This window comes from Tateyamaria sp. 7Alg 36 (genome assembly GCF_059882455.1).
Window position 1 is genome coordinate 625588 of sequence record NZ_CM187613.1, and the last position, 24374, is coordinate 649961.

Annotated in this window: 25 protein-coding genes; 8 read left to right on the top strand and 17 right to left on the bottom strand. The window is 61.9% G+C overall.

Annotated features, from left to right (window positions below; translation table 11 throughout):
• The first annotated feature begins 23 nt into the window (after positions 1-23).
• Both AC6GQJ_RS03030 and AC6GQJ_RS03035 read left to right on the top strand, forming a co-directional pair.
• A complete protein-coding gene (locus AC6GQJ_RS03030; protein WP_500771647.1) occupies positions 24-1415 on the top strand; it encodes a protein adenylyltransferase SelO in 1392 nt (463 codons plus the stop codon).
• A gap of 165 nt (positions 1416-1580) precedes the next feature.
• Positions 1581-2450, top strand: coding sequence for a DUF533 domain-containing protein (locus AC6GQJ_RS03035; protein ID WP_500771649.1), 870 nt, complete (start codon positions 1581-1583; stop codon positions 2448-2450).
• A 72-nt stretch (positions 2451-2522) separates the two neighbouring features.
• Here the strand turns inward: AC6GQJ_RS03035 and AC6GQJ_RS03040 are convergent, their stop codons facing one another.
• Both AC6GQJ_RS03040 and AC6GQJ_RS03045 read right to left on the bottom strand, forming a co-directional pair.
• The gene (locus AC6GQJ_RS03040) at positions 2523-3110 is read right to left on the bottom strand and encodes a hypothetical protein (RefSeq protein WP_500771651.1); all 588 of its coding nucleotides are present in this window, start codon (positions 3108-3110) and stop codon (positions 2523-2525) included.
• Between the two features lie 119 nt (positions 3111-3229).
• A complete protein-coding gene (locus AC6GQJ_RS03045; RefSeq protein ID WP_500771653.1) occupies positions 3230-4513 on the bottom strand; it encodes a DEAD/DEAH box helicase in 1284 nt (427 codons plus the stop codon).
• A 92-nt stretch (positions 4514-4605) separates the two neighbouring features.
• Between AC6GQJ_RS03045 and AC6GQJ_RS03050 the strand changes: the two genes are divergently transcribed.
• The 4 genes from AC6GQJ_RS03050 (at position 4606) to eno (ending at position 7971) form a co-directional block, all read left to right on the top strand.
• Positions 4606-5025, top strand: coding sequence for a Fur family transcriptional regulator (locus AC6GQJ_RS03050; protein WP_500771655.1), 420 nt, complete (start codon positions 4606-4608; stop codon positions 5023-5025).
• 22 nt (positions 5026-5047) lie between these two features.
• The gene (locus AC6GQJ_RS03055; protein ID WP_500771657.1) at positions 5048-5740 is read left to right on the top strand and encodes an NYN domain-containing protein; all 693 of its coding nucleotides are present in this window, start codon (positions 5048-5050) and stop codon (positions 5738-5740) included.
• A gap of 2 nt (positions 5741-5742) precedes the next feature.
• Positions 5743-6624 carry a DMT family transporter gene (locus AC6GQJ_RS03060; RefSeq protein WP_500771659.1) on the top strand — a complete coding sequence of 294 codons (882 nt, stop codon included), beginning with the start codon at positions 5743-5745 and terminating at the stop codon, positions 6622-6624.
• A 69-nt stretch (positions 6625-6693) separates the two neighbouring features.
• Positions 6694-7971, top strand: coding sequence for a phosphopyruvate hydratase (gene eno / locus AC6GQJ_RS03065; RefSeq protein WP_500771661.1), 1278 nt, complete (start codon positions 6694-6696; stop codon positions 7969-7971).
• A gap of 74 nt (positions 7972-8045) precedes the next feature.
• Here eno and AC6GQJ_RS03070 read toward each other — a convergent pair whose 3' ends face one another.
• Entirely contained in the window at positions 8046-8690 is a 645-nt protein-coding gene (locus AC6GQJ_RS03070) for a hypothetical protein (protein WP_500771663.1), read from the bottom strand.
• A 398-nt stretch (positions 8691-9088) separates the two neighbouring features.
• Between AC6GQJ_RS03070 and AC6GQJ_RS03075 the strand changes: the two genes are divergently transcribed.
• Positions 9089-9508 carry a cupin domain-containing protein gene (locus AC6GQJ_RS03075; RefSeq protein WP_500771665.1) on the top strand — a complete coding sequence of 140 codons (420 nt, stop codon included), beginning with the start codon at positions 9089-9091 and terminating at the stop codon, positions 9506-9508.
• Here the strand turns inward: AC6GQJ_RS03075 and AC6GQJ_RS03080 are convergent.
• Positions 9505-10608 (bottom strand): anhydro-N-acetylmuramic acid kinase, encoded by a 1104-nt coding sequence (locus AC6GQJ_RS03080; protein WP_500771667.1) that lies wholly within the window; start codon positions 10606-10608, stop codon positions 9505-9507. The genes AC6GQJ_RS03075 and AC6GQJ_RS03080 overlap by 4 nt on opposite strands.
• Positions 10609-10713: 105 nt before the next feature.
• Between AC6GQJ_RS03080 and tyrS the strand changes: the two genes are divergently transcribed.
• Positions 10714-11955 carry a tyrosine--tRNA ligase gene (gene tyrS, locus AC6GQJ_RS03085; protein WP_500771669.1) on the top strand — a complete coding sequence of 414 codons (1242 nt, stop codon included), beginning with the start codon at positions 10714-10716 and terminating at the stop codon, positions 11953-11955.
• Positions 11956-12017: 62 nt separating this feature from the next.
• Here the strand turns inward: tyrS and lpxB are convergent, their stop codons facing one another.
• The 13 genes from lpxB to pyrH all read right to left on the bottom strand — a co-directional run bounded on the left by lpxB (position 12018) and on the right by pyrH (position 24327).
• On the bottom strand, positions 12018-13181 hold the full coding sequence (gene lpxB, locus AC6GQJ_RS03090; RefSeq protein WP_500771671.1) for a lipid-A-disaccharide synthase: 1164 nt from the start codon (positions 13179-13181) through the stop codon (positions 12018-12020).
• Positions 13169-14020: an LpxI family protein gene (locus tag AC6GQJ_RS03095; RefSeq protein WP_500771673.1), complete on the bottom strand. Its 852-nt coding sequence runs from the start codon at positions 14018-14020 to the stop codon at positions 13169-13171. Before AC6GQJ_RS03095 ends, lpxB begins: the two co-directional genes overlap by 13 nt.
• Positions 14020-14808 (bottom strand): acyl-ACP--UDP-N-acetylglucosamine O-acyltransferase, encoded by a 789-nt coding sequence (gene lpxA / locus AC6GQJ_RS03100; RefSeq protein ID WP_500771676.1) that lies wholly within the window; start codon positions 14806-14808, stop codon positions 14020-14022. The genes AC6GQJ_RS03095 and lpxA overlap by 1 nt, the downstream gene beginning before the upstream one ends.
• The gene (fabZ, locus tag AC6GQJ_RS03105; RefSeq protein WP_500771678.1) at positions 14805-15269 is read right to left on the bottom strand and encodes a 3-hydroxyacyl-ACP dehydratase FabZ; all 465 of its coding nucleotides are present in this window, start codon (positions 15267-15269) and stop codon (positions 14805-14807) included. The genes lpxA and fabZ overlap by 4 nt, the downstream gene beginning before the upstream one ends.
• Before the next feature lie 72 nt (positions 15270-15341).
• The gene (locus AC6GQJ_RS03110) at positions 15342-15992 is read right to left on the bottom strand and encodes an OmpH/Skp family outer membrane protein (protein WP_500771680.1); all 651 of its coding nucleotides are present in this window, start codon (positions 15990-15992) and stop codon (positions 15342-15344) included.
• Positions 15993-15995: 3 nt separating this feature from the next.
• Complete coding sequence (gene bamA / locus AC6GQJ_RS03115) at positions 15996-18347, bottom strand: outer membrane protein assembly factor BamA (protein ID WP_500771682.1); 2352 nt, start codon at positions 18345-18347, stop codon at positions 15996-15998.
• A gap of 127 nt (positions 18348-18474) precedes the next feature.
• The gene (locus tag AC6GQJ_RS03120; RefSeq protein ID WP_500771684.1) at positions 18475-18600 is read right to left on the bottom strand and encodes a hypothetical protein; all 126 of its coding nucleotides are present in this window, start codon (positions 18598-18600) and stop codon (positions 18475-18477) included.
• A gap of 166 nt (positions 18601-18766) precedes the next feature.
• Complete coding sequence (gene rseP / locus AC6GQJ_RS03125; protein ID WP_500771686.1) at positions 18767-20116, bottom strand: RIP metalloprotease RseP; 1350 nt, start codon at positions 20114-20116, stop codon at positions 18767-18769.
• A gap of 4 nt (positions 20117-20120) precedes the next feature.
• The gene (gene dxr, locus AC6GQJ_RS03130; protein ID WP_500773789.1) at positions 20121-21287 is read right to left on the bottom strand and encodes a 1-deoxy-D-xylulose-5-phosphate reductoisomerase; all 1167 of its coding nucleotides are present in this window, start codon (positions 21285-21287) and stop codon (positions 20121-20123) included.
• Positions 21287-22072, bottom strand: a complete 786-nt coding sequence (locus AC6GQJ_RS03135) for a phosphatidate cytidylyltransferase (RefSeq protein WP_500771688.1) — start codon at positions 22070-22072, stop codon at positions 21287-21289. The genes dxr and AC6GQJ_RS03135 overlap by 1 nt, the downstream gene beginning before the upstream one ends.
• Positions 22069-22809, bottom strand: coding sequence for a polyprenyl diphosphate synthase (gene uppS, locus AC6GQJ_RS03140; RefSeq protein WP_500771690.1), 741 nt, complete (start codon positions 22807-22809; stop codon positions 22069-22071). Before uppS ends, AC6GQJ_RS03135 begins: the two co-directional genes overlap by 4 nt.
• Before the next feature lie 127 nt (positions 22810-22936).
• Positions 22937-23500 carry a ribosome recycling factor gene (gene frr / locus AC6GQJ_RS03145; protein WP_500771692.1) on the bottom strand — a complete coding sequence of 188 codons (564 nt, stop codon included), beginning with the start codon at positions 23498-23500 and terminating at the stop codon, positions 22937-22939.
• 95 nt (positions 23501-23595) lie between these two features.
• Entirely contained in the window at positions 23596-24327 is a 732-nt protein-coding gene (gene pyrH, locus AC6GQJ_RS03150; RefSeq protein ID WP_500771694.1) for a UMP kinase, read from the bottom strand.
• Positions 24328-24374: the final 47 nt, after the last annotated feature.

Sequence of the window (24374 nt, forward strand, 5' to 3'; positions counted from 1 at the left end):
CCCATGCGCCCTATGTGAGGGGCATGAGCATCCCTTTTGACAACAGCTATGCCGCGCTGCCTGCAGCATTTTTCACCCGCCTGTCGCCCACAACGGTCAGCGCGCCGCGCCTGCTGGCATGGAACGCACCACTGGCCAACAGTCTGGGCATTGATGCCGCGGACGCCGATGTGTTCGCTGGCAATGCCGTGCCGGACGGTGCCGCGCCGCTGGCGCAGCTTTATGCGGGCCACCAGTTCGGCAATTACAACCCGCAACTCGGCGACGGGCGCGCCATTCTGCTGGGCGAGGTGATCGACAAGGCAGGACAGCGCCGCGATATCCAGCTCAAGGGCTCTGGCCCCACCCCCTATTCCCGTGGCGGTGACGGGCGCGCATGGCTTGGCCCTGTCCTGCGCGAATATGTGGTGAGCGAGGCGATGCACGCCCTCGGCATTCCCACCACCCGCGCGCTGGCCGCCGTGGCAACAGGCGATACGGTACTGCGCGAACAGGGCATGCTGCCCGGTGCAGTACTGACACGAACCGCCGCCAGCCACCTGCGCGTGGGGACCTTCCAGATATTTGCCCATCGCGGCCAGATCGACGACCTGCGCACCCTGACCGACTATGCCATCGCCCGCCACTGGCCGCAGGCGGATGGCCCCATGGGCCTGCTGTCCCATGTCTGCGCCGCTCAGGCCGAGTTGATCGCAGCATGGATGTCCGTCGGCTTTATCCACGGGGTGATGAACACCGATAACTGCACCATCTCGGGCGAGACAATCGACTATGGCCCCTGCGCCTTTATGGACAGCTACGACGAAGCGCGGGTGTTTTCCTCCATCGACCGGACGGGGCGCTATGCCTATGGCAACCAGCCCCGCATCGCCGTGTGGAACATGGCCCAACTCGCCACCGCGCTGATCCAGCTAAGCGACGATAAGGACGCCGCCGTGCAAGAGGCAACAAACATCGTGCACGCCATGCCCGCCCAGCTGCAATTGGCATGGCTGCGCCGCTTTGGCGCGAAAATCGGCCTTGCTGACCCAAGCGCGGACGACCAGCCGCTGATCGAAGACCTGCTTGCCATGATGCAAAGCCAAGGTGCGGACTTTACCAATACATTCGCCGCCCTCGGCACGGATACCGCGCGCGATCAGTTCACCGACCGCGCTGCCTTTGATGCGTGGGAAACCCGCTGGCGCGCGCGCATCGAAGATGATGCCGAAGGGATCATGGCCAAAGCCAACCCCAAAATCATTCCGCGCAACCACCGGATCGAGGCGATGATCGACGCCGCCGTCGCGGGCGACATGGCCCCGTTCGAACGGTTGATGACCGCCCTTGCCACGCCGTTTACCACCACAGATCCCGACCTTCACCGCGCCCCTAAGGCGCAAGAGGTGGTCCCCGCCACTTTCTGCGGTACATAACCCATCATTGTTCCAAAAATATGCACTTCCCCTGCTGCCAGCATGTACGGCAGCGGGGCCCTTAATGCGCACCGATGCCAAATCCCCGCGCAGTTTCCCCGTCGCTGCGCGCCTTCGCTATGCAAGAGTATCAGTGATGATTCTGTATTCCGTGGGAGACAACGAATGAGCTTGATGAAAACACTGGCCAAAGTGGCTATTGGCGTGGCCGTGGCCAAAGGCGCGAGTGCCGTGATGAAAAACCGCGGCGGCGCGCAATCTGCGGGCGGCGGCGGCCTTGGCGGTCTGCTTGGTGGTCTGGCGGGCGGCAGCGCGCAGGCAGGCAGTGCGGGGGGTCTTCAGGACATGCTGGGCGGCCTCATGGGTGGCGCGCAGGGGGGTGCGTCCGGTGGCGGCCTTCAGGATATGCTCGGCGGGTTGATGGGCGGCGCGCAAGGCGGCAGCGGTGCCACGGGTGGCCTTGGCGGGCTGCTTGAAAGCCTCGGCGGCGGCGGTCAGAGCGGCGGTTTGCAGGGCATGCTCGGCGGGCTTGCGGGCAGCGCGGGTGCGGGCGGCTTGCTTGGCGCGCTTGGCGGCGCGGTCAGCCAGCGCCCTGTGCAGAATAACGCGAGCTTTGGCGAAGTGTTGAACTCGTCCTTTGACCAGACACCGCAAGAGGCGATCGAACCAACGGCCGATCAGGAAATGGCAGCGGCCCTGATGCTGCGCGCCATGATCCAAGCGGCCAAGTCCGACGAGCAACTGGACGACGGCGAACAGGAAAAGCTGATGGGTCATCTGGGCGGTGATGTGGATGCGGAAGAGGCCGCGTTCCTGCGCACCGAAATGCAGCGCCCTGTGGATGTGGACGCGCTGGTCGCCGAAGTACCGCAAGGCATGGGGCCACAGGTCTATGCGATGTCATTGCTGGCCATTGATCTGGATTCGCAGGCCGAGGCGCAATACCTCCATTCGCTTGCGCAGGGGCTTGGGCTGGATTCGACTGCCGTGAATGAGGTTCACGCCCAGCTTGGGGTACCGTCGCTTTACACCTGACGGGGCTAATTTGCATATTTGAAGAACAATGATGGGGGGCGCGTGATGGACGCGACCCCCTTTTTGCTACTGTCAGTCGGCTTTCAGGATGGTGCCGGCATGTCGCAGGATGGGCGTGCCCTGCCGTTGCATCTTGGACATGATGTCGGAAAAGTCCGATTTGAAATCCTGTGCAGGCTGGTTTTCGCGGTCCGGATTGCCGAGCCATTTCTGGAACTTCTTTTCCGCGTCGGCGCATTTCTTGAGGCTTGCAACCGCCGCCTTGTGCCAGCTTTTCCATTTGTCAGCGCTGTCGATCTTGGCCTCCATCAGGCGCGCACCGACTTCGAGGACTTTGTCCACGTCCTTGAAGGCGGGGGTGCAGCCGACCGATTTGCGGGGTTCGACCGGTTTGATCGCGGCGAGTTCTTTTTCCTTGGCTCTGATCTTGTCGATGACGGGCTTGAGTTCGGGCGCCTTCATCCGGACCAGCACGGGATCGCGCAGCAATGCCACGAACTTTTCCTTGGCCTTGGACTTTTTGTGCTCTTTCTCGCCTTCTTTTATCAGCTTATCGAGCTGTTTCTGCACGGCTTCGCGTGCCTTGGCGTTTTCCTTGGCGGCGGCGTCGTATTCCGATTTCGCGGCGGCCCATTTCTCGCTCAATGATTTTCCAGACAAAATAATCTCCTTGTTCAATGCGGATCACCAACAAAAAGGTGAGCCGGTTGAAATAGCATCAACCGGCTCGTCAATTGGCAAGTAGTATTCGCAAGTAACGCGGAAATTCTGTCGGCGTGTCAGGCTTTTGGCTTGGGTTTGCGCCGACGCTGGCCACCGGGTTTGGCCCCGCCGGGCGCGCCGCCACCGCCGCCCGGACGCCCGCCGCCCCCACCGGGGCGACCGCCACGGCCCCTGCCGCGTCCACCGCTGGGCTTTTTCGCGGTTGGATCATCAATCGGTTCCCAAGGGCGACCGGAAGCCACCGGAATGGCCGTTTTCAACACCTTCTGGATGTCTTTCAACTGGTCCATCTCGTCCGGTGCGCAGAAAGCGATGGCCGCGCCATCCTTGCCTGCGCGTGCGGTACGCCCGATGCGGTGCACATAAGCTTCGGGCACGTTGGGCAGATCGAAGTTGTAGACGTGTTTCACGTCCGGAATATCAAGGCCCCGTGCCGCCACATCGGTAGCCACCAGCACTTTAACTTCGCTGGCTTTGAACGCGGCAAGCGCACGGTCGCGCTGGCCCTGCCGTTTGTCGCCATGGATCGCGGCGACGGGAAAGCCCTTTTTTTCGAGCGCGCGCGCAAGACGGTCGGCCCCGTGTTTGGTGCGGGTGAACACCAATGCGCGTTCGTCCTTGTGTTCGGACATCAACTCGATCAGCAGCGCGGTCTTTTCCGCCTTGGCGATGAAGTGGATCGCTTGGGTCACTTTATCGGCGGCTTTACCGGGGGGCGAAACCTCGACACGGATCGGGCTGCGCAGGTAGCTGCCTGCGATCTCGGCCATCTGTTTGGGCATCGTGGCCGAGAACAGCATGGTCTGGCGGTCTTCGCCCATCATCGCCGCAATCTTGCGCAGGTCATGCACAAAGCCGAGGTCGAGCATCTGGTCCGCCTCGTCCAGCACCAGAAAACCGGTCTGGTCCAGCCGCACGGCGCGGCGGTCCACCAGATCAAGCAGACGGCCAGGTGTGGCGACTAGGATGTCGACACCTTTGGACAGGCGTTGGATCTGCGGATTGATCGACACACCGCCCACGACGATCTGTACCTTCATCTTGGTCAGTTCGCGCAGCACGGCGGCAATCTGCCCAGCCAGTTCGCGGGTCGGGGCCAGTACAAGGCCGCGCGCGGTTTTCGGAGCCGCCTGCCCGCCTTCTTCCATCAACCGCGCAATCAGCGGGATGCCAAAGGCAGCCGTTTTACCGGTGCCGGTCTGTGCAAGGCCCATCACGTCCCGCCCGTTCATCGCGTGGGGGATCGCCTGTGCCTGAATTGGTGTCGGGGTCGTCAAACCCATCTCTGCCACGCGCTGACGCAGGGCGTCGGGCAGGCTCATCATGTCAAAATCGCTCATTGCCCCCCAGTGGACCCATACCCGCATGGCGTCAACCGCATATCGGCAATGGCGAATTGTGCAGGCGGCAAACCTCCGCTAAAGGTCGCGGTATGAGTGCCAAACGCCCCACGATCACCGCCCGCAGCGAAGCCGCAGGGCTGCGCATGACGCATCCGCGCCGTGTGATCGCCGAAGTTTTGGAGAATTCCGACGATCATCCGGATGTCGAGGAACTCTATAACAGGGCCAGTGCGGCGGATTCGGGCATCTCGATTGCCACGGTCTATCGCACCGTCAAACTGTTCGAAGAGGCCGGTATTCTGGACAAGCTGGAATTCGGTGACGGGCGCGCACGCTATGAAGATGCCGAGCGCGAGCATCACGACCACTTGATCGACATGAACTCGGGCGAAGTGATCGAATTCTTCGATCCCGAGATCGAAGCCCTGCAAGAAAAGATCGCCGAAAAGCTGGGCTATGAACTGCGCGGCCATCGGCTTGAACTTTATGGCGTGCCGCGCAAGCGGTGACCCTTTATGAATTGGAGGCCTTATGGCTGAACGTGACCGCCCCCTGTTGGCTGTGCTGATTGACGCCGACAACGTGCCTGCGAAATTTGCCGATGCGATCCTGCGCGAGGTGACCTCGATAGGGGAACCGGCGCTGCGCCGCGTCTATGGCGACTGGACGTCGGGGCGACTGGCGGCGTGGTCGGCGCGGATCCTGCAGCTGGGTCTGGTGGCGCATCAGGACACGTCCAACACCACCGGCAAGAACGCCAGCGACATCGGCCTTGTGATCGACGCGATGGACATCCTGCATGGCGGGCGCTTTGACGGCTTTGTCATCGTGTCCTCGGACAGCGACTTTACCGCGCTGGCCAACCGCCTGCGCGAGGACGGGCTGACCGTGATCGGCATTGGCGAAGCGAAGGCCCCTGAGGCGCTGCGCAATGTGTGCAACCGTTTCATCCTGATCGAGAACCTGCTGGACGAACCGCAACAAACCCAAAGCCGCGAGGCCGCCAAAAGCGCCCTGCCCCTGATCGAAGCCGCGATGGACAAGATTGATCAGGACGACGACTGGTACGCACTTGGCCAGATCGGTCAGGCGATCCAGAACGCGCATCCCGACTTCGACACCCGCACCTACGGGCATCGCAAGCTGTCTGCCCTCGTCGAATCGCTGCGCGGGGTGGAAACGCGCAAACAGGGCAACCAGTTGATGATGCGGCTGAGCCGTTAATCATGGAGCATGACAATCTGCGCGCGGCGCTGGTGATGGTTCTGGCGATGCTGGGCTTTGCGCTTGAGGATGCGGTGATCAAGCTGCTGGCGGGCGCACTGCCCGTGGGACAGATCATCGGGTGTCTGGGCATTGGAGGCGCGGCTGTCTTCGCGGTTCTGTGCCGCGCACGGGGCGAGCCGCTGTGGGACCGCGCTTTTCTTGCGCGGTCGGTCATGCTGCGCAATCTGGCGGAACTGGTGGGCACGCTCGGGTTTGTGACGGCGATTGCGCTTATTCCGCTGTCTACGGCGTCGGCCATTTTGCAGGCCGCGCCGCTGCTGGTGACGCTGGGCGCGGCCGTGTTCCTGAACGAACCCGTAGGCTGGCGGCGTTGGGGTGCGATCCTGATCGGCTTCGGCGGCGTGCTGCTGATCATCCGGCCCGGAACGGACGGGTTTGACTGGCTGACCATGTTTGCCGTTGTGGGTGTAATCGGGCTGGCGATCCGCGATCTGGCCACACGCGGTGTGGCGGGTGTGGTCAGTTCGATGCAACTCAGCTTTCTCGCCTTTCTGACGCTGGTGCCTGCGGGGGCGATCCTGTTGGTGACGTGGAATGTGGCACCGGTGGTGCCCGATACAGGGCAAAGCTTGCTGATTGTGCTGGCGATCCTGCTGGCTGGGATCAGCTATTTTGGCATTACCTATGCGATGCGGATCGGCCAGATCAGCTTTGTCACGCCCTTCCGTTATTCGCGGATGATCTTTGCGCTGCTGATCGGTCTGTTCGTGTTTGGCGAAAACCCCGATGCGCTGACGCTGATCGGTGCGGCCATCATTATCGCCTCGGGCCTGTACACCCTGTGGCGCGAACGGATCGTGAAAACCCGACGCGTGGCCTGAACCCTCTTTTGTTAGCGCTCGCGTCGGGGTACACCATCCCCGAACAAATGCCCAAATGGAGACGGTCCCATGAGCACCATCATCGACATTCACGCCCGCGAAATTCTTGACAGCCGAGGCAACCCGACCGTTGAGGTCGACGTCACGCTGGAAGACGGCACCATGGGCCGCGCCGCTGTGCCTTCGGGCGCATCCACCGGCGCACACGAGGCTGTGGAGCGGCGCGATGGCGACAAGTCCCGCTATATGGGCAAGGGCGTTCTTGAAGCGGTAGCCGCCGTAAACGGCGAAATCGCCGAGGCGCTGGTGGGCATCGACGCCACCGAACAGGTCGAGATCGACATGGCCATGATCGAACTGGACGGCACGCCGAACAAGTCCCGTCTGGGCGCGAACGCGATCCTTGGTGTGTCCATGGCCGTGGCCAAAGCGGCGGCGGATTTCACCGGACAGCCGCTTTATCGCTATATCGGCGGCACCTCGGCCCGCGTCCTGCCCGTGCCGATGATGAACATCATCAACGGCGGCGAACATGCCGACAACCCGATCGACATTCAGGAATTCATGATCATGCCAGTGGCAGCGGACAACATCCGCGAAGCCATCCGCATGGGCGCCGAAGTGTTCCACACCCTGAAGAAAGAACTGACCGCTGCGGGCCTTGCCACAGGTATCGGCGACGAAGGCGGCTTTGCCCCTGCGATCAACTCCACCCGCGACGCGCTGGATTTCATCATGAAGTCCATCGAAAAGGCAGGCTACACCCCGGGTGAGGAAATCTACCTCGCGCTGGATTGCGCGGCATCCGAATACTTCAAGGACGGCAAATATGTCCTTGCTGGTGAAGGGAAAACCCTGACGTCGGAAGAGAACGCCGCCTATCTGGCCGCGCTGGTCGAAGACTATCCCATCATCTCGATCGAAGACGGCATGGACGAAGACGACTGGGACGGCTGGAAAGCACTGAACGATCTGATCGGCCACAAGGTACAACTGGTGGGCGACGATCTGTTCGTGACCAACCCCAAGCGTCTGGCCATCGGGATCGAGAAGAACTGCGCGAACTCCATGCTGGTAAAAGTCAACCAGATCGGGACGTTGACCGAAACTCTTAAAGCGGTCGATATGGCCCACCGTGCGCGTTTCACCAATGTAATGAGCCACCGTTCCGGCGAGACCGAGGATGCGACCATTGCCGACCTCGCGGTTGCGACGAACTGTGGCCAGATCAAAACTGGTTCGCTGTCGCGCTCCGACCGTCTGGCGAAATACAACCAGTTGATCCGGATCGAGGAAATGCTGGGTGAAAGCGCCGAATATGCGGGACGTTCGATCCTGAAAGGCTAATCAGCCTTTGTTAAATGTTTGGGAAAGCGCGCCACTCAAGGCGCGCTTTTGTCATTTGGGAGGCTGGAAACCGCCTAGCCTTGTAGCTGCTGCATCAGACCCGACTTGGTATAGCCAAGGCGGATGCTGTCCGTTTCCTTCTTCGGTGCTGGCAGGTTGATCTGGATCGTCGGACGGTCCGCGCCAAAGGCCACGTTCATGCGAATTGTCGCCACGAACTTGCCCTGCGATGACGGGCGCACGTCTTCGATCATGCCGACAACGTGGCGGTCGGACGTGATCACTGTCGCCCCCAAGGCACTGCGAATGGGCAGTATTCCTGCTGGGACCACTGCGTTGTCGCGGGCAGTGCGCCGTGTATTCGGCATGTCTGTCGGGGTGTCGGTCGTGCCGCCATTGTCCGCGACTGTGCCACCGCCATCGGTCACGGTACCACCGTTTGTGCCGCTGCCGTTGCCGGATCCACCGGTCCCGCCAACGCCTGCGCCGACGCTGGCAACTGACCCTCCGCCAGCAGAAGCGCCCACACCTGCGCCCGTGCCGCCGACACCTACACCAACACCCGCGTCCGCCACAGATCCGTGGCCCACACTTGCGCCGACGCCGACGCCAATGCCGCCCACACTTGCACCAACACCAAGGTCGAGGGCGAGTGCGGATGTCGCGACGAATACCGTCGCAATCGAAGCTGTCGTGGTTTTCAGATACTTACTCATCATGGGTCTTCTCCTTTGTTAAGGAACGGCGCTGTGTAGCCCCCCACATACTGCGCCACCGTTCTGAAGTAGCACAATCTAGGGTAGACCCCTTTGGCGTTTGGACAAGGAAACAATTTGTTCAGCAAATGGGAACGGATGAGAGAGTGAAAAATTCATGAGATTCGAATCACTGTGATAGAGCCAATAAAATATTGATTTAATTTAGATTATTATCAGACCACTGGTGCCCATCCCGCACCTGCGGAAATCCGCCTGTCAACAGCGACACATCTTGAAACAAGCATTTACTCTCCAAAAGGTTGATCGCTAACATTCGACGGCCTCCGGTTTCGCCCTCGCCCGCAATCCGGTTCTTCATCGCGCTTTCCTTCCCGTCTCCGCGGTCCTACGTTGTCCCCATGACAGCCGAAGAAATCATCGCCCACCTGCGGCTCAGCCCCCATCCCGAAGGCGGCCATTACCGCCAGACATGGGTTGCGGAAAACGCGGGTCGCCCCAGCGGCACCTGCATCTACTTCCTGCTGGCCGAGGGCGAGCGGAGCCATTGGCACCGTGTCGATGCCACTGAAATCTGGCTGCATCACGCAGGTGCGCCGCTGATCCTGTCGATGAGTGCGACCGATGACGGCCCCGCCCGTGATCATCTGCTGACGCCTGACCTGAGCCAAGGTGCGCCGCAGATCATCGTCCCCGAAGGGCATTGGCAGGCGGCGCGCAGTACCGGCGCCTATACGTTGGTCAGTTGCACCGTCTCACCTGGCTTCCAGTTTGACGGCTTTACCCTCGCCCCCGAAGGGTTTGATATTCCACGGGATTAAGGGCGGCTGATGGTCCCGCCTGCGACCGCTGCACGCACACCCGTCGTGGACGGACATGATGTCGGCAGCCCCCGCGCCACGCGCACGGCAAGATAGGCAAAGGCCTGTGCCTCAAGCATGTCGCCGTCAAGGCCAACCGCCTCGACAGGTTTTACGGGACAGTCAAGCGACACGGCCAGCATCTGCATCAGCACCGGATTGTGCCGCCCGCCGCCGGTGACATAGACGAACTCGGGCGGGCGCGGGCAATGCTGCATCGCCTCGACCACACCAGCGGCACACATGCCCGTCAGCGTGGCGGCGGCATCGGCATCGCCCAGTTCGTTGACCAGCGACACCATCTCGGCAAAATCGTTCCGGTCCAGTGACTTGGGCGGCATACGTGCGAAAAACGGCTCGGCCAGAAACAGCTCCAGCGCGCCATTTTCGACCGTGCCGCTCGCAGCCAGCTTGCCATCCTTGTCATAAGGCACGCCGCGCCGCGTCTGCATCAGATCGTTCACCGGCGCGTTGGCGGGGCCGGTGTCAAAGGCCAGCAAGGCGCCCTCGTCCTCGGGCGCGTCGGCTGTGGGATCGACCCATGTGATATTGCCCACGCCGCCAAGGTTCAAAAAGGCGACCGGTGCAGTCGCCTTGATCCTTTTCGCGCAGGCAAAGTGGAAGAACGGGGCCAGGGGCGCGCCCTCGCCGCCCAGCTCCACATCGGCCGAGCGGAAATCCCAGACCACGGGCACGCCCAGATCTTGGGCCAGTTGCGCGCCATCGCCCAGTTGCAATGTGCCGCGGATGCGCGGCGCATGGGCCACGGTCTGTCCGTGAAAGCCGACCAGATCGACCCCTTCGAATTGCGACAACAGCGCCAGATGCGCCTGCATCGTCACTTCGGCGGCGGGGGCCAAGCTCGGCCCGCTCCACTGCCCGAGGGCGGCGCGCAAAACCTCTTGTTCCTCGGCGGAATAGCTGCGGTAATCATGCGCCCCGAAACCGAAAATCGACACGCCGTCCGTATCGACCACCGCCGCATCCACACCGTCCAGCGAGGTGCCCGACATGGCCCCGAGGGCACGGATCACGGCCCCTTTTTCCCTGACCTTATCCATGGCCTTTTCCTTTGTGCCCCTGCGCCTTATAGACTGCCCAACAGTGTCGTGCGTGCTGTCGCGCGACGCATAGATTGCGCCAGCACCGCCCCAAGGACAAGTTAAATGACCTACACGCCCCGATCCGATTTTCTGCATGTGATGAAGGCACGCGGCTTTGTTGCCGATTGCACCGATTTGCAGGGCCTAGACGAGACGCTGCTGAAGGGGCCACAATCTGCCTATATCGGGTTCGATGCGACGGCCAAATCGCTGCATGTCGGATCGCTGATCCAGATCATGATGCTGCGCTGGTTCCAGAAAACGGGCCACAATCCGATCACCCTGATGGGCGGCGGCACGACGAAGGTGGGCGATCCGTCCTTCCGCGCCGATGAACGCCCCCTGCTGGATGCGGCGGCAATTGACGACAATATCGCAGGCATCAAGAAGGTGTTCGGGGCCTATATCGACTACGATGCAGGCGCACAGATGCTCAACAATGCCGAATGGCTGGACGGGCTGAACTACCTCGATTTCCTGCGCGACATCGGGCGGCATTTTTCGATCAACCGGATGCTGTCCTTTGAATCCGTCAAGTCGCGGCTGGATCGCGAACAGTCCCTGTCCTTCCTCGAATTCAACTACATGATCCTGCAAGCCTATGATTTCATGGAGCTTCACCGCCGCTATGGCTGCATCCTGCAAATGGGTGGATCGGATCAGTGGGGCAATATCGTCAACGGTATCGACCTGACGCGCCGCGTGATCGAGGGCGAAGTATACGGCCTCACCTCGCCCCTGCTGACCACGTCGGATGGCAAGAAGATGGGCAAGTCGCAGTCCGGTGCGGTCTGGCTGAACGGTGACATGCTGTCGCCTTATGAGTTCTGGCAGTTCTGGCGCAACACAACCGACGCGGATGTGGGGCGTTTCCTGAAACTCTACACCGAACTGCCGCTGGACGAATGCGAACGCCTTGGCGCGCTGGAAGGGGCCGAGATAAACGAGGCCAAAGCGACCCTCGCCACCGAGGTCACAACCCTGCTGCACGGGGCCGAGTCTGCTGCCGCTGCCGCTGCAACTGCGCGGGAAGTGTTCGAAAAGGGCGGCGTTGGCGACGACCTGCCCACGCTTACACTGTCGGCGGGCGAGCTGGGCGATGGCATTTCCATTGTGCAGCTGATCGTGAAATCCGGCCTTGCCGGTTCGGGCAAAGAGGCCAAGCGCCTGATCGCCGAGGGCGGTGCCAAGATCGACGACGCGCCCCTCACCGATGCGGGCCTTATGATCGACGCGACCGCTTTGGAAACGCCGATCAAACTGTCGGCGGGCAAGAAGCGCCACGCGCTGGTGCAACTGGGCTAAGGCCCTGCCTTCGGGCGCGTAAAATGAAACATGGCGTGCGCCCGTCAGGGCGCGCCGCTGGATTACAGCACGCTTAACACAGAGCGCGCGGCGCGTAGGCCCGGATCCTCGCCGCCGCGCCCCAGCAGGTCCATCGTGCGTTCCATCGCGTCGGCCTGCGTGTTCGGGTCCGCCAGCACCGATTCCAGCGCGGCGCGCACGTTGTCAGTGTTGAAGTCATAGCCGACCACTTCGGGCACTACGTCTGAATCTGTGACCAAGTTGATCAGGCAGCCGCGTTTGGTCGTCACCATAGCCGAGATGATGATGCGGCTGATCCAGTTGAGATCGAAGGCACTGACCATCGGTGTGCCTGCCGCCGCCAGTTCCAGCGCCACTGTACCAGAGGTCGCCAGCGCCACGTCGCAGGCGCGGAAGGCGGCGCGCTTTTGCGCTTGGGCGGCGTCCGGTGCCATGTCGCGCATGTCCAGAACCGTAGCCGCCACGGGCCAACTGTCCACCATTGCCTGCACCGCATCCGCCACTGACGGGGCCGCAGGCACCACAATACGCATGTCTGGGCGCGACGGCGCGATCTGTCCCAGCACCTCGCCAAAGACAGGGCCCATGCGCGCCACCTCGCCCGCCCGCGATCCGGGCAAGGCAAGTATCAGCGGCGCGGCATCGTCCAGCCCGTGCGCATTGCGGAACGCTGCCGCTTCGGCGTCCGAGGCGCGGGGCGCGTTTGCCGCGGGATGGCCAACGAAATCGCAACTCATCCCAGCCGCTTCCATGTAGGGCGGTTCGAACGGGAACAGGGCCAGCACATGGTCAATCATATGCGCCATCTTCTGCGCCCGTTTTGGCCGCCATGCCCACACAGTCGGGGCGACGTAATGCACGGTGCGGATGGTGCTTTTCTCTTTCACCAGCTTGGCGACGCGCAGGCAAAAATCGGGACTGTCGATGGTGATCAGTACATCGGGCTGCGTGTCGATCACCGCCTGCGCGGTTTCCGCAATGCGGCGTTTCAGGTGGAAGTATTTCGGCAAAATCTCGGCAATGCCCATGAGGGACAGTTCGGACATGTCAAAGCGGCTGGTCAGCCCGTGCGCACCCATCAACGGCCCGCCAACCCCGTCAAACTGCACCTCGGGGGACAGTTGCCGCAAGCCGCCCATCAGCGCCCCACCCAAGGCGTCGCCCGAAGGTTCGCCGGCAATGATAAAAACTTTCAGCGCACCCATAGGAACATCCCCATTGCGTCCAGCGCCGCGATCACCTGTGCGGCGTCCATAACCATCACACCGCCCTGCGGTATCACGATCCCGTCCAGTCCGGCCTCGGCGGCGCGCACCACGGTCCATGTGCCGATGGTGGGCAAATCAACGCGCAAATCTTGGTTCGGCTTGGGCGCTTTGAACAGATAGCCGCCCGTGGCCCCGTTGCGCGCCTGTGGTCCGGCCTGTGTCAGCCAGTCGGCAAGATTAAAGCCATCGGGTTGCACCGCGTCGGACGTGCCCGCCAGATCGGCCAGCATCGCATCCGTCCCGCGCGCATCCTCGCGCGCAATCACGGTATCGCCGCGCACCACGCAAGCCTGCCCGAGGTCTGTGGCCCCCTGATCCGCCAGCACCTCAAGCGCAGCTGGCAAAGAGGCCGCGACCTGCGCAGCTGGCTGTGCCTTTGTCAGCACGCCCGCCTGTGGCAGCAACGCAGGCGCGAGTTCATGCGCGCCGCGGACGGTAAAACCGGCGCTTTCGAAAATGCCCAGAATGGCGCGCAGGGCGCTGTCTTCTCCGCCCGCGACGGCCTGCGCCAGCACAGGCACCAAGGGTGCGGTTGCCGTATCAATGGCACTGGCGTCGATCACAGGTCGCGTGACAGAGCCGCAAAAACAGACCTCGCCCACGCCAAGCGCCGCCAGACGGTCGCGCAGCGTGCCCAGATGTTCGATGCGGAACGGGTGATCCACGGCCAGACCGTCGGGCTGGTGCCCGTCCAGCGCACAGACCAGCGGGCGTTCGGCCTGCGCCGCCGCCACCACAGCGGGCAAGCCGCCCCGCCCTGCGATCAGCGCCAGCATCAGCGTGGCGTCAGGAAGGACCGGTCGCTGTCGCCCATGACGAAATCGACGATCTCGCGGACATATGCGCTGTCGGTGTCCTTGCCCAACCGTTCGGCACGGTCGTGGAATGTCCCATCGCCCCGTGCCAGCGCCTGAAACGCCGCCCGCAAGGCCGAGATGTCCGCGCGCTTTACGCCGCGCCGTTTGAGGCCGACTAGGTTCAGGCCGTCGAGTTCACCGCGTGGGGCCTGCACCAGACCATAGGGGATCACGTCGTTTGTCACCATCGTGACCGCGCCAATGATGGCCCCGCGTCCAATGCGCACAAACTGGTGGATACCGGCCAGACCGCCGACTATCACATCGTCCTCAAGGATACAGTGCCCCGCCACCGCCGCCGAGTTCACCACGATCACGCGGTTCCCGATCTGGGCGTCATGGGCAATGTGGCAACCGGCCATGAACAGGCAGTCGTCTCCAATGGCCGTCACGCCGCCACCGCCTTCGGTGCCGCCGTTCATCGTGACATGTTCGCGGATGCGGGCACGCTTGCCGATGATCAGCTTGCTCGTCTCGCCCTTGAACTTGAGGTCCTGTGGCACCTCGCCGATCACGGCAAAGGAATAGACGGTCGAACCTTCGCCGATCTCGGTATGGCCATCGACCACGACATGGCTTTTCAATACCACATCCGGCCCGATCACCACGTCCGAGCCGATCACACAAAACGGCCCGATGTTGGCAGAGGGGTCGATCTGTGCGCCGTCCTCGATCACTGCCGAGGGGTGGATAAGCCCGCCGCTCATTCTGCGGGCAGGTCCATCATGGCGGTGAATTCGACCTCGCAGGCCATTTCGCCTTCGACTTCGGCCACGCCCGTGAATTTCCACACCTTCGCACCGGGTTTGCCGCGCGCCGTGTTCAGTTTCAGTTCCAGCACATCGCCGGGCACGACCATGCGGCGGAATTTGCATTTGTCGATGGCCATGAAATAGACCAGCATGTTCTTGTCCGCCATGTCGAGCGCCGTGCCGACCATGACAGCGGCGGTTTGCGCCATCGCTTCGACAATCGTGACACCGGGCATGATCGGTTTGCCGGGAAAGTGGCCCTGAAAGTGCGGTTCGTTCATGGTCACGTTCTTGATGCCCGTCGCGCTTTGATAGCCGTCGATGTCCACCACTTTGTCGACCAGAAGGAAGGGGTAACGGTGCGGGATGATGCGCTGGATCAGCGCAATATCGGCCGTCTTGAGTTCGCTAGACATAAATGCTCGGGCCCTTTTTTCGAACGATTATGCCTTCTGCCTACCAAGCCGCGCGGGCTGCCGCAAGCGCGGCTAGTCGGTGGACGCCTCGGGCGCGGGTTCTGGCGCAGGTTGTGGCGCGGCATCGGGCGCGGGTTCCGGTGCGACCTCGGGCGTCACTTCGGGCGCGGGTTCCGGCGTCGGCTCGGGCACGCGAGGCGTGCCATCGCCCAGAACCGCATCAATGCGCGCAATCGCCGTGTCGGTGATGTCGATTGCATTGGCCGAGATAAAGACGCTGCGCTGTTCCAGCACCACGGCGGCACCCGCTTCGCGCATGATGTCCTCTAGCACCGGAAAGGCCGCCTGCAGGAACCGGTCGCGGTTTTCGTCCAGCTGCGCGGCAATGGCGCGGCCTTTGGATTCACGGTCGGTGCGGATGGATTGCACGCGCGCGTCGAACGCATCAGCAAGGGTGCGGAACTGTTCGGCGGACATGGTCGGGCGTTGTGCAGTCAGCGCCTTTTCCTCGGTCTCCAGTTCCAGCTCGAGGGCTCGGTTCTCATCTGCCAGCGCCTTGGTCTGCGCCTCCATGTCCTGCAACACGCGCTGCCCAAAGGCACTGCCGCGATAAAGGCGGTCACTGTCGATGGTCAGGATGGGGCTGCGTACCTCTTGGGCAAACGCAGTACTGGCCCCCGAAAGGGCCAGCACCAAACACAGCCAGCGGAGCCAGCCAAACATCGCTTAGAACGTCGTCGAGATGGTCAGATCGAAGGTCTGCTCTTGGTCATAGGTCTCTTTCTTCAGCGCATTGCTGAAGTTCAGACGCAATGGGCCAACAGCCGTGTCCCAGAAGATCGAGAACCCGATCACGTGGCGGAACGATCCGCTTTCGCCGACCACGGTGCCACCGGACAGATCCACATCGCTGAGGTCCCACAGGTTGCCCACGTCATAGAAAACGCCACCACGGATGCCCAGTTCTTCGGGCAGACCCAGCGGGAATTCCGCTTCGAAACGCGCCGCGAGGTAGATGTTGCCACCCAACGGATCGGACGCGCCCGATGCCGACAAGTCACGCGGACCGATCCCGCCAGGTTCGAAACCGCGCAGGATGCGGGGACCAACGGTAAAGCGGTCGATGGTGCGGTTGGTGCCGCTGCCCCAAGACAACAGCCCCCCTTCGAGCGTCGCCCGCAGGGTCACATCGTTGTTGAAGGCAAGGCGCTGGCCGACGATCTTGGCGGTGGTACGGATGTATTCTGCATCGCCCCCCAGACCGGCAAAGTCCTGACCGAATTCGAACAACCAGCCCGCGTCGGGGTTCAGGCCCGATTCCCGTGAATCATAGGTGTAGGTGTAGCCGATGGAAGACGCGGACTGCGCGCCTGCGTTGATTTCGGTCTGCACCACAGCGCCATGTTCGATAGGGTCACGCGCAATTTGCTCGGTATCGGTAAAGGTATAGCGCACGTTCAGGCGGCCCTTTTCGCTGACGGGGAACGTCAGGCTGGGACGGAACGTGAAGGTCTCGGTGTCGTAGTTGGCGTAGGTGGAGTCACTTTCGCTGTATTGCAGGTTCAGCCCGAATGCGACGTCACGGCCAAGGAAGGCAGGTTCGACAAAGTTGATGCCGTACCGCTGTGCCTCTTCCGCGGACGAGAAGTTGAACCCGAGGGTTTGACCACGGCCAAGGAAGTTACGCTCGGTAAAGCTGATCACCAGACCGAAACCGTCATCCGCAGAGAACGACCCACCGAAGTTGAGCGAGCCTGTCGGCTTTTCCTCGACATCCACGTCGACCACGACCTGATCGGGACGCGATCCTTCGCGGGCGTTCACGTCAGCGTTGCCGAAGTAGTCGAGCGCACGGATGCGTTCGGCGGCGTCGCGGATTTCACGCGGGTTGAACGGGTCACCTTCCGCGATGCGGAACTGACGACGCAAAACGCGGTCAAGCGTGGTTGTGTTGCCTTCGATGTCGATACGCTCGACAAAGACGCGCGGACCACGGGTCAGCGACAGTTCCACATCCAGCGTCAGATCGCGGTCATTGCGCGTCACGCGTGGCTCGACCCGCAAGAAGTCGATCCCGTCGCGCTGGCCCTGACGCTCAAGACGCGAAATCTCGGCATCTACCAGTGTCGGGGAATAGACCACACCGGGCCGCGCTTTGACGAGCTTTTGATAAGCGTCGATATCAACCTCTGGCAAATCGGAGGTCACGGTGACCTCGCCAAAGGTAAATTGCTGGCCTTCTTGCACGTTGAACACAAGGAAGAAGCCGTCGCGTTCCTCGGTCAGTTCGGCATTGGTGCTGAGAGTGCGGAAATCCACATACCCGCGCGAGAAGTAGAAGTCGCGCAGCACCTGTTTGTCGAATTCGATCCGGTCCTCGACCAGTGTGTCGGTGCGGATCAGGTTGCGGAACAGGCCCGCCTGTTTGGTTTGCAGCACGCGGCGCAGACGGCGGTCGGAATAGGTGCGGTTGCCGACAAAGCTCAGGCGCTCGATCTCGACCACGTCGCCTTCGAACACTTCAAACACCAGATCGACACGGTTGTCGCTGCGGCGGATCACGCGGGGGGTGACGCGCGCGGCGATACGGCCTTGAACGCTGTAGGCTTCGGCAAGGTTGCTGGCGTCGCGTTCGACCTGTGCGGGGTTGAAGACGCGGCGTTCCTGGCTTTGGATGATTTCAGCCAGACCTTCGTCGTCGATACGGCGGTTTCCTTCAAAGGAGATGCGGTTGATCGTGGGCAGTTCCACGACCGTGATGCGCAGGGTCGATCCCTGTGGCTGAACGCGCACAGTTTCGAACAGGCCGCTGGATTGCAAGTTCTGCAAAGCGTCGTTCACCTGCCCTGCGGTCACAGTCTGACCTTGGGCGATTCCCGCGCGCGCCAGAATCGCGGCATCCCCGATGCGCGTATTGCCGTCCACGACGATCCGGTTGAATTGGAAATTCTGGGCCGCAGCAGGAGCGGAGAAACCCGTCCAAACCACTGAAACCAGTACGATTAATTGCAGCGCTCGGACGACTGTCCGTTGACACGTTCGCGCCGTCGCCAAAGTGCCTGTTTTACCCAGTTTCATGAAGGTCCCCACGTATTCCAACGTCCAGTTGGGAAGTGAGTAACGGCATTGCGAGGTGTTGTCAAAAGCACAAAACCCAGCCCATGGGGCTGGTGGCTATACTACATCTGTGGATAAGTCGCTGATCTTACAGGCTACCAAGCCATGCGCTGGCGGCCAAAGCAGCACCCAATGTCACCACATAAAGTACGCGGTCCATGTTCAGCAACATAACAAGGCTAAGGCCGCGATATCCGTGTTGAAGTGTCTGCATCGTTCCATCCTTTGACTGGCAAAGGGGATACAAGGCGATTGCGGCACGATGTTGGACCAATTGTGGCAGGAATGGGGCGCGCGGATTGTGCGCCCTATCGCGCCCCCTGCTGGCGCGTTTGTGATGTCAGGGGCGCGGCACTTGGCCCGCCTCTGACGCACAACTTTTAGGGGCAGAACAGATCGTTGCCCAAAGCGAACACCATCAGCGACAGAACCAGCGCAAGGCCAAAGCCCATGAGGATGCGCAGCGCCTTGTCGCTGGGCGGTTTGCCCGCGACCGCTTCGTAGGCGTAAAACACCAGATGCCCGCCGTCCAAGGCCGGAATCGGGAACAGGTTCAGCAGGCCCACGGCAGTGGAAAGCACGGCAATGAACCAGATAAAGCTTTGCGCGCCTTGGCTCGCCATGGTGCCGGAAACTTGGGCAATCCCAATGGGGCCGGACAGGTTACAGGTGCTGATGCTGCCCGTGATCATATAGCCGAGGCCCGAGATGCTGCCGGTGATGATCTGCCAAGTCTGCGCCACGCCGCCCGTGATTGCCGCGCCAACGCCCGGTGCCTCGGTCGCGAGTTCAAAGGCGTTCGCACTGGCAATGCCGATGCGCCAACGGGTGGCAAAGCCGCCCTCGGGCAGTGGTTCGTCCACGCGCTTCGGGGTCAGAACCTTTTCGCTGGTTTCGCCATCGCGCCATACGGTCAGGTTCAACGCATTCCCGTCCGATCCTTCGACCGCCTCGACCAGTTGGCCGAACGCATAGACGGGTGCGCCATCAATCGCGGTGATCGCGTCCCCTGCCCGCAAACCAGCGGCCAGCGCGGCGCTTTGCGGTGTGACCGCCCCGACCAGCGGGGGCCGCAGGTATGGGCCTTGCACGGTTTCCTGCACCCCGTCGCGTTCGACTGTGTAGTCAAGCACGGGCGACTCCGGCAGGTTGCTCATCAAAGTGCCATAGGCGGGGTCCAGCACGCTTGGCACAGGCATCTCGTTGATCGCAAGGACCACGTCACCGGCCTGCAATTCCTGTACCTCACCGGGCAACGGGCGCAACTCGCCCACTGTTAGCGGATCGCGCACCACGCCGTTGGTATAGCCCACGATGGCGAACACGAGGATCGACAGGACAAAGTTGAACACCGGGCCCGCCGCCACCGTGGCGGCCCGCGCCCACAGGGGCGCGCCGTGCATGGTGCGGCGCAGGGCGACGGGGTCGGCCTCTGCCTCGGCCATGGCGTCCTCGTCCTTGCCCGAGGCCGCGTTCGCGTCCCCTGCGAATTTCACATAGCCGCCAAAGGGCAATGCCGCGACCTGCCAGCGTGTGCCGCGCTTGTCGATGCGGGAAAACAACACCGGACCAAAGCCGATCGAAAACACATCCGCGTGGATCCCCGACCAGCGCCCGACGATGTAATGGCCATATTCATGGATCGCGACGATGATGCTCAGCGCCACCACGAAAAAGAAAACGGTCCATGCGGTGCCGCCAAAGGCGGAGAAAAAAGCCGAAATGTCCAAAAGGTTATCCTGTTATCTGCGCGATTGTTCGTTGTGCGGCTTGTCGTGCGATGTGGTCTGCCGCCACCACGTTATCAAGGGTGATTGCCGCATCTATCTGGTCGGGGGCGGTGTCTTGCAGCACCTGATCCACGACCTCGGCCATCTGGGTAAAGCGCAGATGCCCTGCGATAAACCCGTCTAGCGCGATTTCCTTGGCAGCGTTAAAGACGGCCCCCGAGAGGCCGCGCCGCTGCATGACTTCGCGGGCAAGGCGCAGCGCGGGCCAGCGCGCCTCGTCAGGGGCGCGGAAGGTCAGCGCGCCGATCTGCGCAAGGTCCAGACGCTCGACCGGCAGGCGGCGGCGTTCGGGCCAGTGTAGTGCAAAGCCGATGGCGTGGCGCATATCCGGCGGGCCGACATGAGCCATCAGCGCCCCGTCATTGAACCCGACCAGCGCGTGCACAAGGGATTCGGGATGCACCAGCACCTCGATCTGTTCGGGCGCGACGCCGAAATATTCCCGCGTTTCAATAACTTCCAGCGCCTTGTTGAACATGGACGCGGAATCAATGGTAATGCGCTGGCCCATGTCCCAATTGGGATGGCTTGACGCCTCGGCCAATGTCGCCTCGTGCAGCTTGTCCAACGGCCAGTCGCGAAACGCGCCCCCGCTGGCGGTGATGATGATGCGTTCGACCGCTGCCAGTTCCTCGCCGATCAGTGCTTGGAACACGGCGGAATGTTCACTGTCCACGGGCAGCAGGCGTGCGTCATGGCGCTGCGCGGTGTCGAGCATCAGCGCACCAGCACAGACAAGGGATTCCTTGTTGGCAAGCGCCAGTGTCGCGCCCTGTTCCAACGCGCAAAGCCCCGGTTGCAGACCAGCCGCACCGACAATGGCGGACATGACCCAATCGGCGGGGCGGCTTGCGGCCTCGACCAAGGCGCCCTGCCCTGCGGCGGCCTCGACCCCCGAACCTTTGAGCGCGGCGCGCAGATCATCAAGGCAGGATTCATCGGCCGTTACGGCAATGTCAGCACGCAGGCGGATCGCATCCGCCGCCAATTGCTCGATATTGCGCGCGCCTGTCAGGGCGACCACATCATAGCGGTCGGGATCGCGGGCAATCAGGTCGATGGTGTTCTGACCGATGGACCCCGTCGCGCCAAAGATCGACACACGCCGCATCACATCATCAGCCACGGAAACCCGAACGCCAGTTCGATCACGATAAAGGCAATGCTCGCGCCCAGCATGCCGTCAAACCGGTCAAGCACGCCCCCGTGACCGGGAATAAGGTTCGAGGAATCTTTGACCCCGACCTTTCGCTTGATCGCACTTTCGGCGATGTCGCCCAACTGGCTGGCAAAAGACAGGACGATGGACGCGGCCAGAATGGTGCCCCAAAGGCCCGAATTCATGGCAAAAAACACACCGACAATAGCGGCCCCGACCCATCCGGCGGCAGTGCCGGACCATGTTTTCTTGGGACTGACCTTGGGCCAGAATTTAGGCCCGCCAATGATGCGCCCCGCGAAATAGCCCGCCACATCCGTTACGACGACGATCAGCACCAGCCAGACCAGCCAGCCAAAGCCCAGATCGTCGCGCACATGCATCATGCCATAGCTGGCCGTCAGCACGGCCAAAGTGAAAACCGCGAAAAGCGGGCGATGGCGCGGCAGTTGCGTCACGCCCACAATAACCGTTCCGACCACCAGCGGGATCACGAAGATCGCGGGCAGATAGATCGCCAGCAGGATCGCCAGCGCCGCCACACCGCCCAGTTGCAAGGCCAATGCAGGCAGGTCGGGGGCCAGCATCCGCGTCAGTTCCCAGACCATCAGCCCGCAGACCAGCGTGACCACGATGTGGAACACATGCCCCCCCATCCAGATCGCCCAGATGCCCACCAGCACCATGGCCAGTGCCGATCCCATGCGCGCAGCAAGGTCGCTCCACCGTTCACTCATGTTTTCACCCCGCCAAACCGCCGGTCACGCCCGCCATAGCTTGAACACAGTGCGGCGAACTCCTCGCGCCCGAAATCGGGCCAGAGCGTGTCGATAAATTCATATTCCGCATAGGCCGACTGCCAGAGCAGAAAGTTGGAAATCCGTGCCTCGCCGCTGGTGCGGATTACAAGGTCCGGATCCGGTAAAACGCATGTATCCAAATACTTTGGCAACGTTTCTTCATCTACGCTGTCGGGGCACAGACGCCCTGCGGCCACATCCTGTGCAAGACGTTTGGTGGCGCGCGCCACCTCGTCCCGCCCGCCATAGTTCAGCGCGATGGTCAGGTGCACGACCGTGTTATTGGCGGTCAGTTCCTCAAGCTCGTCCATCAGGGCGATCAGCTTCTTGTCCAGTCGCATCCGGTCGCCGATAAAACGCACGCAAACGCCGAACTTGTTCAACGCGCGCGCCTCTTTGGTGATGTAGCGGCGGAACAGGCTCATCAGGCCCGCCACCTCGACCTGGGTCCGTTTCCAGTTCTCGGTCGAGAAGGCAAAGATCGTCAGATATTCCACCCCGATATCGGGGCAGGTTTCGACCACTTCGCGCACGCGGCGCGCCCCTGCATGGTGGCCAAACAGGCGCGGACGCCCGCGCTGTGTCGCCCAACGTCCATTGCCATCCATGATGATGGCGACGTGGCGGGGGCCAGTATGTTCGGGGTTGGTGATCTGGTTGTCCTTTGGTTTCATGTCACGGGCGGTCCGGTGGTGTGGTCACGTCACAGACCCATACTTGTTACGAATGACGAATGGGCCGGACCCGACGCCGCCCCGATCACGCCGCGGCAGCAGGTTGGGTCCAGCACCCGAACTTGGTTTAGACCTGCATGATCTCGGCTTGCTTGGTTTCCAGCGCAGCATCGACGGCCTTGATATATTTGTCCGTCATTTCCTGCACTTCGCCTTCCCAGAGCTTCTGGTCGTCCTCGGACATGCCGTCGGCCTTGGCCTTCTTGATCTTGTCCATGCCGTCGCGGCGCACGTTGCGCACCGACACGCGGGCGTGTTCGGCATAAGTGCCAGCCACTTTGGACAGTTCGCGGCGGCGTTCTTCGTTCAGTTCGGGAATCGGCAGCATGATGATCGTGCCGTTCAGCTGCGGGTTGATCCCCAGACCGCTTTCGCGGATCGCCTTTTCGACCTTGTTCACAAGGCCCTTGTCCCACACGTTGATCGTAACCATACGCGGTTCGGGCACGTTCACGGTGCCAACCTGGTTGATCGGCGTCATCGACCCGTAGGCATCCACCATCACAGGGTCCAGCATCGACGCCGACCCGCGGCCCGTGCGCAAGGACGCAAATTCGGTTTTGAGATTGGCCATCGCGCCGTCCATGCGGCGCTGAAGGTCGTCTGTATCAAGCATGAAGTCGTCTGACATCGCATTTACCCTTGGTTCTTCATGTGGCCTGTTTGGCCGATTGCTGTCGGGTATAGATCAAGAATTGTGCAGATTGCCAGCAGGACTTGCGCACCCTACCCCTGAACGCGGGTGAACGTGCCCTTGCCTTCGAGGATGCTTTTGAACCCGCCCGGTGTGTCCAGCGGGAACACGATCAGCGGCAGGTTGTTGTCACGCGCAAGGGCGATGGCGCTGGCATCCATGACGCCCAGACGCTTTTGCAGCACCTCGTCATAGGTGACCGAGTCATAGCGCACCGCGTCGTCATGCTTGGCCGGATCCTTGTTGTAGACCCCATCGACGCCGTTCTTGCCCATAAAGATCGCCTCGCAGGACATCTCGTTGGCGCGCAGCGTGGCGGCGGTGTCTGTGGTGAAATAGGGGTTGCCCGTGCCGGCGGCAAAGATGCACACGCGCTTTTTCTCAAGGTGGCGCACGGCGCGGCGGCGGATATAGGGTTCGGCCACCTCGTTCATGGTAATGGCCGAGATCACGCGGGTGAACACCCCGATCCCTTCCAGCGCGGATTGCATCGCCAGCGCGTTCATGACGGTGGCAAGCATGCCCATATAGTCGGCTGTTGTCCGCTCCATCCCTTGGGCCGATCCTTGCAGCCCGCGAAAGACGTTGCCGCCGCCGATGACCATGCAAATCTCGACGCCCATGTCGTGCACGGACTTCACTTCGCGCGCGATCCGTTCGACGGTTGGCGGGTGCAGGCCATAGCCCTGATCGCCCATCAGCGCCTCGCCCGAGATTTTAAGCATCACCCGATTGAAGGCGGTTCTGTTCTCGGTCTCGGTCATGGCATATCCCTGCTCTTTCAATTCGCGCGCAACCTGTCCTAAAAACG